13 protein-coding genes and 3 pseudogenes are annotated in these 15,375 nt (G+C 59.2%); 11 read left to right on the forward strand and 5 right to left on the reverse strand.

Annotated elements, in window-relative coordinates:
• Window positions 1-164 precede the first annotated feature (164 nt).
• Window positions 165-424: pseudogene (locus ACZYOF_RS36260) on the forward strand (DUF736 domain-containing protein).
• A gap of 258 nt (window positions 425-682) precedes the next feature.
• Here ACZYOF_RS36260 and ACZYOF_RS36265 read toward each other — a convergent pair.
• Both ACZYOF_RS36265 and ACZYOF_RS36270 read right to left on the reverse strand, forming a co-directional pair.
• Complete coding sequence (locus ACZYOF_RS36265) at window positions 683-961, reverse strand: HU family DNA-binding protein (protein ID WP_130583906.1); 279 nt, start codon at window positions 959-961, stop codon at window positions 683-685.
• Between the two features lie 111 nt (window positions 962-1,072).
• A complete protein-coding gene (locus ACZYOF_RS36270; RefSeq protein WP_463718764.1) occupies window positions 1,073-1,330 on the reverse strand; it encodes a WGR domain-containing protein in 258 nt (85 codons plus the stop codon).
• Window positions 1,331-1,720: 390 nt separating this feature from the next.
• Here ACZYOF_RS36270 and ACZYOF_RS36275 point away from each other — a divergent pair, with 390 nt between their 5' ends.
• The 6 genes from ACZYOF_RS36275 (at window position 1,721) to ACZYOF_RS36300 (ending at window position 7,923) form a co-directional block, all read left to right on the forward strand.
• Window positions 1,721-1,921 carry a hypothetical protein gene (locus tag ACZYOF_RS36275; protein WP_456646707.1) on the forward strand — a complete coding sequence of 67 codons (201 nt, stop codon included), beginning with the start codon at window positions 1,721-1,723 and terminating at the stop codon, window positions 1,919-1,921.
• Between the two features lie 425 nt (window positions 1,922-2,346).
• Window positions 2,347-4,446 carry a DNA/RNA non-specific endonuclease gene (locus ACZYOF_RS36280; RefSeq protein ID WP_463718765.1) on the forward strand — a complete coding sequence of 700 codons (2,100 nt, stop codon included), beginning with the start codon at window positions 2,347-2,349 and terminating at the stop codon, window positions 4,444-4,446.
• A gap of 123 nt (window positions 4,447-4,569) precedes the next feature.
• Window positions 4,570-5,439, forward strand: coding sequence for a S1/P1 nuclease (locus ACZYOF_RS36285; protein ID WP_463718766.1), 870 nt, complete (start codon window positions 4,570-4,572; stop codon window positions 5,437-5,439).
• A 20-nt stretch (window positions 5,440-5,459) separates the two neighbouring features.
• Complete coding sequence (locus ACZYOF_RS36290) at window positions 5,460-6,566, forward strand: SLOG cluster 4 domain-containing protein (protein WP_463718767.1); 1,107 nt, start codon at window positions 5,460-5,462, stop codon at window positions 6,564-6,566.
• Window positions 6,567-7,019: 453 nt separating this feature from the next.
• Window positions 7,020-7,316, forward strand: a complete 297-nt coding sequence (locus tag ACZYOF_RS36295) for a hypothetical protein (protein ID WP_463718768.1) — start codon at window positions 7,020-7,022, stop codon at window positions 7,314-7,316.
• A 403-nt stretch (window positions 7,317-7,719) separates the two neighbouring features.
• Complete coding sequence (locus tag ACZYOF_RS36300) at window positions 7,720-7,923, forward strand: cold-shock protein (RefSeq protein WP_463718769.1); 204 nt, start codon at window positions 7,720-7,722, stop codon at window positions 7,921-7,923.
• Between the two features lie 236 nt (window positions 7,924-8,159).
• Here ACZYOF_RS36300 and ACZYOF_RS36305 read toward each other — a convergent pair.
• Window positions 8,160-8,390 (reverse strand): annotated as a pseudogene (locus ACZYOF_RS36305) (transposase); the annotation flags it as partial.
• On the opposite strand from ACZYOF_RS36305, the pseudogene ACZYOF_RS36310 reads away from it, so the two are divergent.
• The 3 genes and pseudogenes from ACZYOF_RS36310 to ACZYOF_RS36320 form a co-directional block, all read left to right on the forward strand.
• Window positions 8,386-9,733, forward strand: a pseudogene (locus ACZYOF_RS36310) (IS1182 family transposase); the annotation flags it as partial. The pseudogenes ACZYOF_RS36305 and ACZYOF_RS36310 overlap by 5 nt on opposite strands.
• Before the next feature lie 235 nt (window positions 9,734-9,968).
• Window positions 9,969-11,366, forward strand: a complete 1,398-nt coding sequence (locus ACZYOF_RS36315; protein WP_463718770.1) for a TIR domain-containing protein — start codon at window positions 9,969-9,971, stop codon at window positions 11,364-11,366.
• A complete protein-coding gene (locus ACZYOF_RS36320; protein ID WP_463718771.1) occupies window positions 11,363-11,902 on the forward strand; it encodes a hypothetical protein in 540 nt (179 codons plus the stop codon). Before ACZYOF_RS36315 ends, ACZYOF_RS36320 begins: the two co-directional genes overlap by 4 nt.
• 410 nt (window positions 11,903-12,312) lie before the next feature.
• On the opposite strand, the gene ACZYOF_RS36325 is transcribed toward ACZYOF_RS36320, so the two are convergent.
• The gene (locus ACZYOF_RS36325; RefSeq protein ID WP_463718772.1) at window positions 12,313-12,675 is read right to left on the reverse strand and encodes a hypothetical protein; all 363 of its coding nucleotides are present in this window, start codon (window positions 12,673-12,675) and stop codon (window positions 12,313-12,315) included.
• Window positions 12,676-13,056: 381 nt separating this feature from the next.
• Between ACZYOF_RS36325 and ACZYOF_RS36330 the strand changes: the two genes are divergently transcribed.
• Window positions 13,057-14,121 (forward strand): MFS transporter, encoded by a 1,065-nt coding sequence (locus ACZYOF_RS36330; RefSeq protein WP_463718773.1) that lies wholly within the window; start codon window positions 13,057-13,059, stop codon window positions 14,119-14,121.
• Window positions 14,122-14,253: 132 nt separating this feature from the next.
• Here the strand turns inward: ACZYOF_RS36330 and ACZYOF_RS36335 are convergent, their stop codons facing one another.
• Window positions 14,254-14,784, reverse strand: coding sequence for a GNAT family N-acetyltransferase (locus ACZYOF_RS36335; protein ID WP_463718774.1), 531 nt, complete (start codon window positions 14,782-14,784; stop codon window positions 14,254-14,256).
• Window positions 14,785-15,375 lie beyond the last annotated feature (591 nt).

Below are 15,375 nucleotides of genomic sequence, written 5' to 3' on the forward strand. Positions count from 1 at the left end.
CGGCCCTTCAAGCTCACCACAATCCCATGACGATCAAGCCCGTTGCCCATGTCACAAGGGCCGCGTAACATTCATTCTGGCAACGTCGGCCCGACGTAGTTCAACACCGATCGGGACATCCCCTCGGCACCTTCACCTCCACGGGCAACGGATTCTCCGGCTCCATCAAGACCCTTAACCTCAACGTCAAGGCCAAGCTGGTCCGCGTCGAGAACCCCTCCGAGAAGGGACCGCACTTCCGCATCTTCGCGGCGGCGAATGTCGATCTGGGCGCCGCCTGGCAGAAGGTCTCCAACGAGGCCCGCGACTACCTCTCGGTCAAGCTGGACGACCCGGCTTCCCCGCTCCGATCTACGCCACCCTGATCGAGGTGGAGGGCGAGGAAGGCCTGCAGCTGATCTGGTCCCGGCCGAATCGGGACTGAGGCTCCCGCTGGAGGGCTCCCCTGTGAGGCGGGAGCCCTCTTCCTTTCAATCGGAGACGCCCTCATGACCGTCGACACCATCGAGGAGTTGCGCGCCGAGGCTGCGGGAATGCCTGTTCACGCCCGCGGAGCGCAAGGCGCTCGAGGCCGAACTGGCCGACCTCATCCGTCAGCGCAACGAAGCACTCGCGGCCGATGAGGAGGGGGCGTAAGCCCCCTTGTCTAGCGACTTACGGCACGACCGTGCAAGGGCTCCGCTCATCCGTTGAGGACGTCCTTGATGGCTTTGGCTGGCGTGAAGGTGAGCTTCTTGGAAGCCGCGATCGCGATCGTTGCGCCGGTCGACGGATTGCGACCCTCGCGGGCAGGCGAGTCCTTGACCTTGAACTTGCCGAAGGCGGCGATACTTGTCTCGGCCCCGCTCGCGGCTGCATCGGCAATGGCCTTGAACACGCTGTCGACGATGGCCTTCGCCTGTGTCTTTGTCAGGCTGTTCTCGGCGGCGATCTTCTCGGCAATCTCATTGGCGGTGGTCATGGAACAGGCTCCGTCTTGCTTCGATTTTCTTCCGTCTGACACCAAGACCGCCGGACGAATAGAGCAGACATCGAAAGCGGGAGCCGTAATCCCCGGAAAACTGACGAAACTTTAGACTTTCTCCTCAGCAGAGGCGTATCCGCGCCTGCGCTTGGCGCGCTCCAGCCGTCCGAATGCTTCGCCCGCTTCCGCGCCGGCATCAAAAGTCTGCACCATCGTCTGGCCGGTCGTGCCGATCCGGCCCCAGTTGCGGATCAGCGAGACCCCGCCGAACAAGGTCGGCTGGATCGAAAGCAAGTAAAACCGCCGCATGTTGCGGGTGGCGTCGATGCGGCGAAGATGAAGCGGACTTGGCTCGAGGTTCGGCATGCCCGGATTCTCGCTCCCTGCGGAAGCGCGGTCCAATGATTTTTATGAATCGATCAGGGCCAACGATTCATTTTTTCGATATCTCAGCCACACCATGGTTGCACAATCCCTCCCATCGTCGCGCAATCCCTTCCTGCATGAGATCTCCCCGATGGATCGGCGCGAACATGCCACTGTTGTGCCCGAGCCATCGATGACGGTTGCTTCTGTGTCACCGGCTAATCTCCGCCATGAAAATAACACTTCTCCGGGCGCATCAGCATCATGTCCCCGATCGGAGCCTTTTATTCAACTAAAGCGAAACAGCGTCGAAGGTTTGAACAGACATCTCTTTGTCGCGTGTTCGTCAGCTTCTTCTTCCATTGCTGTTGTCCCATTGGGAGATCGAAGATGTTCGATGCTGCCACAACTGCGCTTCTACGGTCGGTCCTTGACGAAGTCTGTGTGAGCCTTTCGCGCTACGAGACGGGCGCTCGCACCCATGTGGCTTCAAAGATATTGGAAGCGGCCAGCACGGGCGAGAAAACGCCTGACCGCCTCAAACGGATCGGTCGCGAGGCTCTTTCCAAAGCTCCGACGATGTGTCGATAGAGGCGGGAAGCAGGATATTGTTATTGACGTGACCAAGGTTCAAGCTTGGAAGCCAAATGTCTGTGAGGCCGCCGCTAAGCGTCAACGGGCTACGTGTTCGTTTCTTTGTTTTTGTCGAGCGAGCTTGACGGCGCACGCGCCATATGTAGGATCAGCAATCAAAGATTGCATACGAATTTTTGATCGGAGTTTATTGCGGGGCGGGTAATGTCGCGGCACCCGGAGAGGCCGGCGCTTTCATGACATCGCGAGCGTTCACACGGAAACGCGACGATTTTTGCGCGCGATCTCTCGTGGACCGCCGGATACGGCGCGCTCCTGACGGCATTTGTGACATTGGCATGACGTCGAGATGTTCGAACCTGCGGAGCGCTGCCGCGTCCCGAGGTCGGCTCGACGTGCTTTCGATCGGGACGGGCTGACCCATGGAAATTGATCAGACGCGGTTTCGGAACGTCGTCGCGCAGACGCGCGAAGATCGCGATCGCGTGCGCAAGCTCGTGGAAGGCAAGCAGTGGCGCCAGGCCGAGCCGGACCGTGCGCGTATGGCGATGTTCAACTTGCGGGCCGCACGACAGACCATGCCTCGAGGCGCGGAGGCCGTGCAGGGTCCGGACGACATGCAGACGTCGTGGTTCCTGCCGGGCGGCGCGACAGCGCGGCGGGCGATCGCGTTCGTCGAGGCGACGGCCGGAGGCAAATGGACGGCCGGCACCGGCTTCATGATCAGTCCCACGCTCTTCATGACGAACCAGCACGTGATCCAGGACGAAGCCGCTGCGCTTTCGGCACAGATCACTTTCGATCGGGAAATGGGCGACGACGGATCAATGCGGCCCACCACCGTCTTCCGTTTGGCGCCCGAGCGCTTCGCCCTGTTCTCGCAGCAGGAGGAATTGGACTACGCCCTCGTCGCGCTTGGCCAGAAGGTGGCTGGCGACGGCGATCCGAGGGACTTCCGATATTGCGTCCTGTCCGATCGGCCGGACAAGCACGTGATCGGCATGAACATGAATATCGTGCAGCACCCGAATGGTCTGCCCAAGATGATCGCCATCCGGAACAACATTCTGCAGTATCGGACGGAGCGTACGCTTCTGTACGAGACCGACACCGACCACGGTTCGTCGGGAGCGGCGGTCTTCAATGATGCGTGGGAGCTCGTTGCGCTTCACCACTTCGGGGAGCCGTTCCTCGAACGCAAGGATGAGAACGGCAATCCCATTCCGACGAACGTCAACGAAGGCGTGCGGATCAGCGCCATCTATCGACATCTCTCGGACAGGCTCGTCAGTCTCGACGGGGAGCGTCGCGACCTATTGCGGGCCGCGCTCGATCTGTCGAAAACGGCTCTCGCGCAAACAGGCGGAAGGCGACTCTCGCCGCCGCATCCCTCCGCGGATGCACAAGAGAGTCTGGTGATCGGGGAGGAGGGCGTCATGGCCAGCGAAGCGGGTGGGAACGAGATCAAGGTGACGATTCCGATCGAGGTGAGTGTCCGGGTGGGCGGAAGCTACGCGACCGGCGCAGCGATCGCGCCAGCGCCAGCTCCCCAGAAAACGCTCACGCGCGCAGCGGAAAAGATATCGATTGATCAGGACTATTCGAATCGCGACGGCTACGACCCGCGGTTCGTGCACGGCGTGACGTTTCCTCTGCCCACGCCGGTCGGCAAACTGGCGAAGCAGATCGCTCCCTTGAGGGCCGGCGAACAGAACGCCGAGGCCGGTGAACTGAAGTACGAGCACTTCAGCATCAAGATGAACAAGGCCAAGAAGATGGCTCTCTTCACGGCGACCAACGTCGACGGCAAGAGTTTCCTGAACGTGGATCGCTCTACGGGAGAAGTCACCGACGGTGCGGAAGGAGAAACGTGGTACGGGGACCCCCGCATCAGCGCGAGCTTCTTCATCGATCAGACCTTCTATTCTGGTTGGTCCAATCTCTTCGACAGGGGCCATCTAACTCGCCGGATGGACCCTGACTGGGAAAACAAGGTGGAAGCCGAACGCGCGAATGCGGACACCTATCATTTCACCAATTGCACCCCGCAGCACTTCCGCTTCAACGAGAGCACCAAATTCTGGCAGGGCGCCGAGCAATACGTCCTCGAAAACGGAGCCATCTCGGAAGAGACCGCGAACCGCATCTGCGTCTTCCAGGGGCCGATTTTCGACGATAAGGTCGATCTTTGGGCGGACGACACCCAGATTCCGTCGTCGTTTTTCAAGGTGATTGCCTGGAAGGGCAAGAACGGCGTGAAATCCGTCGGGCTCGTCGTCGATCAGCGTCAACTGCTGTCCGAACAGCGCAAGGGAGGAATTCCACCGAAGCCGCCGGCCTTCGTCGACGTCTCGCAATGGCGCGTCGCCATCACCGAGATCGAACGCCGGACCGGCCTGGACTTCGGCGATCAGGTCAGGTCGGCCGATACTTTCGAGACCAAGGATCAGCCTGTCGTAGGCGAGGCGCGGCCGGCGATTCCAGTGAAATCCGAGTCCGATATCCTGCCTCGGAACCTGTGACGATCGCGATACGGGGGCCGACGTGTCATCCACTGGCAATCGCGGAGGAACGCGCATGAAGAAAGCCGCTTTGCTGGCGTTGTCCTGCCTCGTCGCGCTGGTGCCCGCCCCGGCGTCCGCGTGGTGGGACGAAGGCCATATGCAGATCGCCTATCTGGCCTACAAGCGGCTGGATCCCGCGATCAAGGACAAGATCGACGGCCTGCCAGGCTCAATCCCGACTATCAGGTCTGGACGTGCGGTGCGCAGGACGAAGCTTCCCGAAGGACCTATGCCTTCGTCCACGCGGCGACGTGGGCCGACGACATCAAGACGAAGAGCGATTACCGGGAGGATCGCATTACGGACGCGACCGCCGGGCAGAACGTAGCTTACGACAAGCTCAAGCACAGCTATTGGCACTATGAGGACATATTGTTCTCGCCGGACGGCACGACGCTGCCCGCACCGGATCCGGTCGATGCCGCGAAGATGGCGAAGATCATGATCGCTACGCTGCCCGCAGCTTCCGGCGCCTCCGATCAACTCCGTTCCTACGACCTCGCCTGGTTGCTGCACCTCGTCGGGGATCTCCATCAACCGCTTCACGCGATCGCCCGCTATACCGCCGAGCTTCCGCACGGCGACCGCGGCGGCAACGCCGAGATGGTGGTCCCGGCCACCGGCGAGACGATCGCGCTGCACGCCTATTGGGATCGTCTCTTCGGCGGATATTCTTCCGTCTTCGGGGCCATCTTCGACGCCGACGATCGTGGTGGCCTCGGGTCGGTTGCGGTCGATGCCGACGCGGAGAAGGTGCTCGATCCCGATCGATGGGCGCAGGAGAGCTTCGAGGCCGCGAAGAGCTTCGCATACGCCCAGCCGGTCGGGCCTGGATCGGCTCCGGTCCAACTCACGCGCGACTACGAAACGAACGCACGCAACGTCGCCCGGAACCGCGCAGCCCTTGCCGCGGCAAGGCTCGCGAAATTACTGGACATGGCGCTCCGCTAGATCTCGAAGGGAGAACCTGAATGCTGCCGACGATGCTTCAGAGATTGTACGCGGCGTCCGACCTCCTTGATGGATTCAATCCGTTCGACGAGTTGGGATTCACGCTCACCCGCGATTTCGAGGTGTTTCGGCAATTCGTGTCCGACGGAGGACCCGTGCCGTCCTCCCTGGCGACGCGACTGTCGCAGGCGCGGCACGACGCGACGATCGCCGATGCCCTCAAGAGATTTCTGAAGGACGTTGGCCGGCCGCTCGTGGGGTTCATGGGCGGCCACGCCGCCAAGCGCAATTCGCCGGCGTTCGCTGACATCGCCAAGCTTGCCTGGAGCGTGGCGCAGGACGGGTACCTCATCGTCACCGGAGGCGGTCCCGGCGTCATGGAGGCTGCACACGTGGGAGTGGCCTTCAGCAAAAACGGAATGGACAATCTCGAAAGGGCCTTGGCGAAGCTTGCGGCGACCCCGGATTACGGCGATCTGGATGATCTCTTCGAGAACGACGGCAGCCTTAAGAAATCGAAGCGGAAGGACGTGATGGCCGCCCGCGATTGGCTCGCTGCTGCACTCGACGTGCGTTCGGCTGCGCCTTCGACGCTGCCTCTCAGCCTGGCCATTCCGACCTGGCTGTACGGTGCCGAGCCCACGATGCCGTTCGCGACGCACTACGCCAAATACTACCAGAACAGTCTTCGCGAGGAAGCGCTCGTCAACAATTCGCGGGCTGGGATCATCTACGGCCGAGGGGGCGGCGGAACGCTGCGCGAGATTTTCCAGGACGTGGAAAGGAACTACTACGCTAAGGACGCTGAGAATTTCACTCCAATGATATTCTTTGACAGGGGCGGCTACTGGCTGCGCTCCGCGATCTACGAGAACGGCAAGGTTACGAGCTACGGCTTGAAAATGGACGAAACCGTCCCGGAAATACTCAAGTTCGGGATCTGCACCCGATTGAGTCCCGACGAAACCGCATTGCGGCAGTTTCTCGATAAAATGGCGTTCACGGACGACGTATCTGTCATCAAGGATGTCTTGGCCAAGCATTCGGGCGTTGCGAAGCGGAATATGTCTTTCGCGCTCGCCGGCGAGTCATTCAGGATACCTACGCTGCGCATGAACCGAAACTAAACGGGCGACCGCTGCGCCCAGTCTTGCTCGGGACATTCCGAACAGGTATCGCCGATGTCCAGAACTCCCGCAGCCGCCATGACGGCGGCCTGAGGCGGGACGCCCTGCAGCGGTGATCCCGGGTCTGACGATGCAGAAAAAGTCTGGTTTCCGGAACCTGGATTTTGGCTCGAGCGCGATGTTGCCTCCGAATAGCGATCGCGCCGCTCCAACCGCAGCGACGATCTATCTGCACAGCCAAACTTCAGCGTCGGCGGCTCCAACGAGGACGCGCTTCCGGCGTAGGAGATCAAGCTTCCAGGCCCAGCAAGTCCAGTTTGGATGCGGGATCCGTTATGCCCGGCTTTGACATAGCCAAGTCGCAGCAGGCTCGGTCTTGGAACGAGGACCTAGTCCAGCGCCGACCTCATATGCTTTGATGCGTAGGATAGAAATGAGACGCGTGGTGCTTCAATGTACATGGTCATTCGCAAGTACGCCCAGGTTCGTTCGGTTGCGGATGCCGCCCGCCGGGCGAAAAGCGGCATCGGTCAGATCCTAAGGGAATCGCATGGATTCAGATCGTATTATGTGCTGGACGCAGGTGAAGGCGTCGGTGTCGCTGTGATGATTTTCGAGGATCGTGAAAGCGCCAATGCGGCGAACACAAAGGTCTTGGAGTTCGTTCAAGCGAGTCTGCATGATCTCGATCTTGGAGATCCCGAAATCGTCGCCGGGGAGATATTGGTGAATATCCAATCCAATCAGTAATTGATCGCAACCGGTCCCTTCCCTGGAGGAACACGTCACAGCGCGGAACGATAAACTTCACGAAAAACCCGGCCTGAAAGCCGGAGCTCTCCGTGATGTCACGGCGTACATCCGGCCGTGTCGATCAAGGGATAGTTAACATAAGGTTCTTGGAAAAAATGTGACGTCCCGCCGGCCGCTCTTGTGTCGCGCCAGTTGATTCGCCGGCGAGCGCTATTTCATCAAGCGTCGTCCTGTTCCGGTGTAGCCAAGTGCTTGGACCGCGCCAATTGATCGCGCCAGGCCGCTTCATGACTTGCCGAGTGCCAACGATCGGGGCAAGGCGACTATTGGCGAGCAGACTTGCGGACAGGATGTTGATTGATCTAGATCTCAACGTGTTTTTTCCTTTGGAGTGAATGACGTGGCGCTAGCGATCGTGAAGTGGTTTAACCCAACCAAGGGCTATGGGTTCATCACACCGGAGGACGGTGGCAACGATGTTTTCGTGCACATCTCGGCGGTGGAGAAGGCAGGCTACACGTCACTCGCTGAGGGCGCGAAGGTCAGCTATGAATTGGTGACGAACCGCGGCAAACAAGCGGCAGAAAATCTTCGTCTCGGGTAAGTCGGGACTCCGCGCTCTAACTCGTCATATTGGATGTCGGGCCTAGGTTTGCTGGGCGTGCTAGTCACGCTGCATTTCCATTTTTGCAAGTTAGAATACCGGTCCTGCTACGTTCGGTCGTGGTGGGACTCGGCGCGACGGAGCGGAGTACGTGTTGATGCCCACTGCGTGTTGAAAGGCGCGGGATAGGCCAGGTGGCGATCTGTGGATTTGAACCTCGACATTCCCTGAGCTATGACGAACGCCAGATAGTTGGCTGCGAGCTTGTCATATCGGGTCGCGACACGCCGACATTGCTTGATCTTGTTGAAGAACCGTTCGATCAAGTTGCGCGCGCGATACAGAAACGGGCTGAAGCAGATCGGGTCTTTGCGATTGCGTTTCGGCGGAATATTGGCCCACGCGCCTTGCTGGCGGGCAAGCGCCCTGATCCAATCCGCGTCGTATCCGCGATCCGCGAGTGTCCGTGTGATCGATGTGTTCGTCGAGGCGCTCGACCTGCATGGAATGGGGTTTGAGCGTGTGATCGCCAAGGAGACGGGCCGGCCTTCCTATCATCCGGCAGTCCTTCTGAAGCTTTACATCTACGGTTATCTCAATCGGGTGCAATCCAGTCGCCGCCTGGAACGTGAGGCGTGCCGCAATATCGAGGTGATGTGGCTGATCGGCCGCCTGGCTCCCGATCATAAGACGATCGCCGACTTCCGGAAGGACAATGGTGCGGCGATCCGGAAGGTTTGTGCGAAGTTCATTGCACTATGCCGGCAAATGGGCAGACCCCAAGCGTCGCAACCGACGGCAGCAAGTTCAAGGCGGTGAACAACCGCGACCGCAACTTCACGCATGCCAAGATGGCGAGGCGGATGGCGCAGATCGAGAAAAGCGTCGGTCGATATCTGCGTCAACTCGATAGCGCCGATCGGCAGGAGCCATCGGAAGCGATCAGCATCAAGACGACGAGGATCAAGGAAAAGATCGCTCGGCTGCAGCAGGAGATGAGCCGCCTGGAAGTGCTTGATGCGCAGCTGCGCAACACGCCGGATCAACAGATATCGCTCGCCGATCCGGATGCCCGTTCGATGGCCACCAGCGGACGCGGATCGGGTGTCGTCGGCTACAATGTCCAGGTCGCGGTGGACACCGAACACCATCTGATTGTTACGCACGAGGTCATAAACGTCGGCAACGACCGTGGGCAGCTTGCTCGGATATCGATGCAAGCCAAAGAAGTGTTCGAAGTGGACAAACTCGAGGCGGTCGCCGACCGTGGCTACTTCGACGGAGAGGAGATACTAGCCTGCGAAGAGGCTGGCGTTGCAGTCACCTTGCCCAAGCCCATGACGTCGAACGCCAAGGCGGAGGGCCGGTTCGGCAAACAGGACTTTGCCTACCTGCCTGATGAGGACGTCTACCGCTGCCCATCCGGCCAGCTGCTGCCCTCTACACCAACATCGAGCATGGAATGACGCTGCGCCGTTACTGGTCGACAGCGGCGTGCCATGGCTGCGTGATCAAGGGCCAATGTACGCCGTCCAAGGAGCGCCGCATCACGCGCTGGGAGCATGAGCATGTGGTCGAGGAGGTCCAGAGACGGCTCGATTCCAATCCCGACGCCATGCGGACGCGGCGCGAGACCGTCGAGCATCCCTTCGGCACAATCAAGGCCCGTATGGGTGCGACCCACTTCCTGATGAAGCGCCTACGGAATGTCGCCGCTGAGATGGCGCTGCATGTTCTCGCCTATAACCTCACACGGGTGATGAACATCGTCGGCAAACCGAGCCTGATTGCAGCCATCCGCGCCGCCTGAAGGCCGGAAAGTGCGTCCAAACGCGCAATACCGCGTCGCGATACCCACTTTGGCCGTCATTGGACGATCCGATGCGACAACATCGGCCGCCCGCAAGATGGGCGACCACGGCCGCGTGTCAACCTATCCGTTTGCACACAACCAAGACCCGAAGCAGTCATTGGCGCCACGAGATAGACAATCCCTCCAATTAGCCATAACCTTGGATTGTTTGGTTCCTCGGGAAGCGGTCCGCATGGTGGAAGGTCGCCTTCAAAGGAAACCCGCAGCAATCCTGTGGGTCGACGTAGTCGGATCTTCGCGTCTCATGGGTGTCGACGAAGCCGGGACGCTGTCGCGGCTGAGCACCTTGATGCGTGACCTGATCACCCCAACGATTGCGGCCGAACCTGGTCGTATCGTCAAGCAAATCGGGGACGGCATGCTTGTGGTCTTCGCGAGCGCCGTCAACGCTGTCACCTGCGCCATCGAATTTCAGCGACAGCTTAAAGAGTACCAGTCCGGTGGGTCTGGAGTCGATCCGATTCGATTCCGGATAGGCGTCCACGTCGGAGACATTGTTATCGACGGTGATGATGTCCTTGGCGATGACATCAACGTTGCGCTCCAGGTCGAGGGCGTCGCCGAACCTGGCGGCATTTCGATTTCCGAGGCCGCTTGGCGGCAAGTTCGGGGCAAGGTCCCAGCCAGCTTCGTCGATGCTGGCGAGCAGAGGCTGACAAATCTCACGCGCCCCGTCCGCGTCTACCGGGTGGACCCGCTCCCGAAGCCTGCTTCCATGTCCGAGACTGCTGAGCCCCAGCGCCGCCAAGTGTTTGTCAGCCACGCGCCTGCTGACAAAGGATTTGCCCGCGAGATTGTGGGCGCCCTTCGCAGTGCTGGCCACCAGATTTGGATTGATGAGTGGGAGCTTTCGCACGGAGATTCAATTGTAGAACGCGTTGGGCGCGCTATCAGATCAAGCGACATCTTGCTTGTCCTTCTCTCGCCGAGCTCAGTGAACTCACGCTGGGTACGACAAGAGATAAGCGCAGTCCTCTCTCGAGAACTGCAGGACAGAGCGATCACGGTTATTCCGGCATTGATACAGGACTGCGATATTCCTCAGGTGCTGGCAGATAGGTCATTTCTCGACCTTCGAGGGGATCTGCATCAAGCGTTGCAGCGCTTAGTCGAACAGATCGGCTCAGCATCAAACCTAAATTTCGCGAACCTTGACCATCGTGCATTTGAAAGCATGGCGGCGGACCTACTCCGAAAGCTTGGCTTCGCAGTGCAACGAGAGCCGATTTCACTCGATGATGGTTTCGATTTTGTCATCACCAATCGCTCCCGGGATCCGTTCCGCGCTATGCAAACGGAAACGTGGATAGTGCAAACTAAGCTCTATCGTGACCAGAGAGTCGGTGTTGCGCTTCTCCGGGAGATGATGGGATTGCTTTCAGGAGGCGGAAGGAAGGGCTTGATCATTACAAATAGCCGCCTCACGTCAGTTGCACGGAGCTTCTTGGCGGAGAGCATCGACAAATCAGGGCACCAACTTCGGGTTATTGATGGAACAGAGCTAACGAGTTTACTGATTCCGCATCCAGACCTCATTCGTACGTACTTTCTTTCCAACAGCAGCCGATGAGTAAGGCGCAAGCAATCCGCCATCGCTTGGAAGCGTGCCCTTCAGGACATGCAGGATGGAGAGAATTTGAAGATGCCTGCGTCGAAGCACTTCAGTTCTTGTTCGTTCCTCCACTTACCGCTCCGATAATTCAACCGCGTACATTTTCTGGCATTGATCGCCGAGATGCGGTTTTTCCAAACCGAAACATTATGGGATCCAACAATTGGAGTCATATCTTCAAAGAGCTGGCTGCGAGGATGATCCTCTTCGAATTCAAGAACTACGATGGTGAGGAGATCGGCAAAGAAGAGACGAACCAGACGCGGAACTATTTGACACCGCGAATGGGAAAACTTGCAATTATGTGTTGCAACAGGCAACCGAACCAAGCAGCCCATATCAAGCGGAATACGATTTTCAGCGAAGACGGGAAGGTTATCCTTTTCATTACGACAAAACAGCTGATCGAGATGCTGTTCATTAAGGAGCGTGGAGAGGATCCCTCTGATTTGATAATGGATCTGATCGAGAGGTTTTATCTTCAGCATGAATAGGACCCCCGAAATGATCTCAGTCGCTCGTCGGGCGTGTCGCCGGAGCCGCGCGTTGGCCTTCTTTAGGGAGTAGCATGCTAGTGATCCAATATGTCTGCTGTTGGCCGATTGTGTTGCAAAAGTCGTTTTGCAGGAGATGTCAAAAATTCTGAGGACCGCTGGCGCGTTCTTCGTGTAATGATTCGAGGGACCTCATCGCCTTGCGCCAAATCCACGGGCGACTTCGGTAGCGCGATTGAGGCTATGCGAATCATCGACCTCTTTGCGCTTCAGGTTTTCGCCAAGAATTTGCACCGCTGCAACTTTCGACTTTTGCAACACTATCGGCCCATCGCGACATTTCGCTGCGCTGCAAACCTTGGTCGCTACCGGTGCATAACGGACTCTGGCAAGCCCTCCGAACGGCAGATTTATGGGTTCGCGGCCTTGGCAGAAGCCCCCGCCTCCGTCGGGACTTCTGGAATATATCCCAGTTGCTGCTCCAGGGCGGCCACCGTTAGGCGGGCGGAATCCAATCTCGCAGTCGCCTCGACCAGGGCGGTCCAGGTTTTGTCCGACCGCGAAACTGCTGCCGCGCCAATCTCAAAGATGCCATCCTTGAGATGCGGCGCACATTCGTCTCGCATGGCACGATCCAAATCAACTAGCGTGCTCGATAGCGCTCGATGCGCGCAAGCGTCCTCTCGTTCCAGGTTTTCCACCACTGCGAGGGCCTCGCGATAGTGTCGTATCGCGGCAACGACTCTGCTTTCGAGATCCGTGTTATCGCTCACCTGCTCTTCTCCTCGCGAATCTTTGAGCAATTCTTGCCAGCCTCAATGAACAAGAATGAGGCGGTTTGCAGGTGTTGCGGCCGATTGGGACCGTGCCGTTAATCGCGCCGACGATCGGATCCCGTGAGAGACAAGGAACGTCGGATATGTCATTTCGTATTCTGGCCCTTCCGGCTTGCAGCGGCCGCGCCCCCGGGGCGAGTGTGAGGGAAGGAGGGTAGCGGTCCTGCGGGAGAGCGCGAGGGAACGAATTGGACGTGCAAGCCACACGACGACTTTGCTTTGTTGGTTTTTCCTCGGCGTCGTTCTTCATTGTTGGCGTCGGCATCGTCTTGTCGGCGTGGATCGCGTTCCACGCCGGTCGGATCGAGCCCGGTTGGCATGGTGTTGCTGACCTCTAGCGTCGCTGGAGTCGCTCTCGCACCGCTCGGCGGATACGTCGTCGACCGACATAGCCGTCTCGCAGTCACTGCAGCGGGACAAGTGATCCGGGCTTCTGGGCTTTTTGTGCTGGCCCTCGTGGAAATTCTGCCGGAAGGGCTCTCGCGCTCCCTCCTGGTTCTATCAGCCATTCTCGGGGCGTTCGGCTACGCGCTCCTGGCGGGCGCCATGAGTGGCCTGCTCCAGTCGCTCATTGCCGAGACTGAGCGGATGACATTCAACATGCGCCTGTCCTTCTTCAATCAGGCAGGCGTCGCCATGGGGACAGGCGTAGCCGGCTACGCGATCGATCGGCTCGGCAGCACTACGGCGGCCGTCTTGTCTGGCTGCATCGCGTTGGCCATTCTGCCTCTCCTCGGGATGCTGACGAGGACCCCAAGCGGTCGCCGGTCGATGAAGGGGCTCAATCCGCTTTCCGCCTCGCGGGAAGCGTTCCGCTATCTTCTGAACGAGCCGCAAAGCCTGTTCGCTGCGATCACGGTGGGACTGGCGTTCGCCGTGATCCAGATCACCAACCTGTTGTTGCCGGGTTTCGTCATCCATGCACTTGGCGGCGCCAGCGATCTCTTCGGCATGCTCGAGATGACGGCCGCAATCGCCGGCATGACCGCCCTTGCTGTCGCTGGGATACCGGCGCTCGCCAGGAAAATAGCCCGAGCAACGGCGACGGTTCTCGCAGGGGCAGCGGCTTCGTTGATCGTTCTGTCCTTCGTGACCAACCCGCTGGTCGCGATTGTGCTCTATGCCGTTGCTGGAATGCTGTGGAGCCTGTCACGGGCTGCGGCCAACGGACATCTTTTGACCGTTGTGGATTCGGCCCCGATCGGGCGCGTCCAGGCATTCACGACCTTGCTGACAGTCGGCCTCGGCGGGCTCATCTTCCTCCTGCCAACCTTGGTCCCCAACGCAACTGAAGCTGACCTCTACATGGCCTGTGGGGTGACGATCTTCATCGCCACGGTGCTCGTTGGCTATGGACCGGCCGCCGCAGGCACGCGCATCTGAGTGCTCGTGCTTTCAGAGGGCGTCGTATTGGAGCACGGCTGTCTCCCTCAAACTGACGGCCGAGACGATGTGACGAATGATTGGTCGACCCCTACGTTCAAGGTTGGGTTTTGCGTCGGTGAACGCCGAAGTTCACAGTTCCATCCGCACAATCTCAATAGGCTCGCCGCCGATTCCATGAGAGAAAAAGTCGCGGCCCACGCTTCGAAAGCCGCATTTTTGATAGAAGCCTTCGGCGTTGATCGTCGCCTCGAGCCTGATCGGCCCACTATGGCCCGTCCGCGCTCGTGCTATCCCGATCTCGAGCAGCCGGCGGCCGAGCCCGGCACCTGCAGCCTCAGGCAATATGAACAACCTGGTTACTTCGCCAGGCTCGGCATCGACAAATCCAACCACAATACCTTCGTGCTCACACACCGTCATTCGTCCCTTGGCGGTGAGCTCTTCGTAGAATGCGGCGTCCGCTCGCCCATCCAATTCGCGATCTGGTCCCGAGAGTAGGATGCTCCCCCAAGGCCGGCGATTGACGCCTTCGTGATATTCAAAACCGTCTCCGCGTCTTGGCGGTGAGCGGCCCTGAAAGAAAACTTGCCATCGCGTATCATTAGCACTCCAAAGAATCTCTCTGCTTTTTACTCTGTGGAACCACCAGGTCGCAGTCAACGGGATCCCCGTCGACGACACAGGTCAGACGACGGCTCTGCCCGCAGAAAGGAAACGCGCCGGCCTCCGTGTGGCCCGGGCGTCGTTGACCTCAGCTGGTCGACAATTCTGCAGCGATCCACCACGAGACGTGGGCCAGCACCACGATCGCATACGCCGCCGGGCGTCCATTCGTCATGAGCGGCGACCTTGAGCTCGGACCCAGTCAGGGAGATCGCCGTGTAACCAATTTCGAACTCGGCCCAGGCCAGGAAAGCACGGTCTCCTTCTGAACAGGAAGGCGCAGCTCCCTTGCGCGCTCGATGCGCTCGGCTTGCTGAAATGCAATCTCTTTGCGTACAAACTTCTCTAGTTCGTCTTCTGCGGTCCGCCAGAAATGCTCGCGCGGCGTTCTCGCGGTCCCTTTCCGTTCTATCATGATCCGCTCCCGGAAAGCTGCCAGACTACGGCAACAGGTAACCCGGCGCTAGTACCCACTTTTCTTGGATCGTGAGTCGTGATTCAAGATATGGATGATCCCCGAAGCAAGAGAAGTCCACCTTTCGCGGAAAGATCGCAAGGTGCTTGAGGCGTGTTGTCGCTCGCCGGTGA

It is taken from the genome of Bradyrhizobium sp. LeoA1Lang (assembly GCF_055413685.1).

What these genes read in the sequence shown, in the direction of transcription:
- ACZYOF_RS36295 (WP_463718768.1), top strand. Translation starts at nt 7,020, where the DNA reads ATGTACATGGTCATTCGCAAGTACGCCCAGGTTCGTTCGGTTGCGGAT.
- ACZYOF_RS36290 (WP_463718767.1), top strand. Translation starts at nt 5,460, where the DNA reads ATGCTGCCGACGATGCTTCAGAGATTGTACGCGGCGTCCGACCTCCTT.
- ACZYOF_RS36320 (WP_463718771.1), top strand. Translation starts at nt 11,363, where the DNA reads ATGAGTAAGGCGCAAGCAATCCGCCATCGCTTGGAAGCGTGCCCTTCA.
- ACZYOF_RS36315 (WP_463718770.1), top strand. Translation starts at nt 9,969, where the DNA reads ATGGTGGAAGGTCGCCTTCAAAGGAAACCCGCAGCAATCCTGTGGGTC.
- ACZYOF_RS36280 (WP_463718765.1), top strand. Translation starts at nt 2,347, where the DNA reads ATGGAAATTGATCAGACGCGGTTTCGGAACGTCGTCGCGCAGACGCGC.
- ACZYOF_RS36275 (WP_456646707.1), top strand. Translation starts at nt 1,721, where the DNA reads ATGTTCGATGCTGCCACAACTGCGCTTCTACGGTCGGTCCTTGACGAA.
- ACZYOF_RS36270 (WP_463718764.1), bottom strand. Translation starts at nt 1,330, where the DNA reads ATGCCGAACCTCGAGCCAAGTCCGCTTCATCTTCGCCGCATCGACGCC.
- ACZYOF_RS36330 (WP_463718773.1), top strand. Translation starts at nt 13,057, where the DNA reads ATGGTGTTGCTGACCTCTAGCGTCGCTGGAGTCGCTCTCGCACCGCTC.
- ACZYOF_RS36265 (WP_130583906.1), bottom strand. Translation starts at nt 961, where the DNA reads ATGACCACCGCCAATGAGATTGCCGAGAAGATCGCCGCCGAGAACAGC.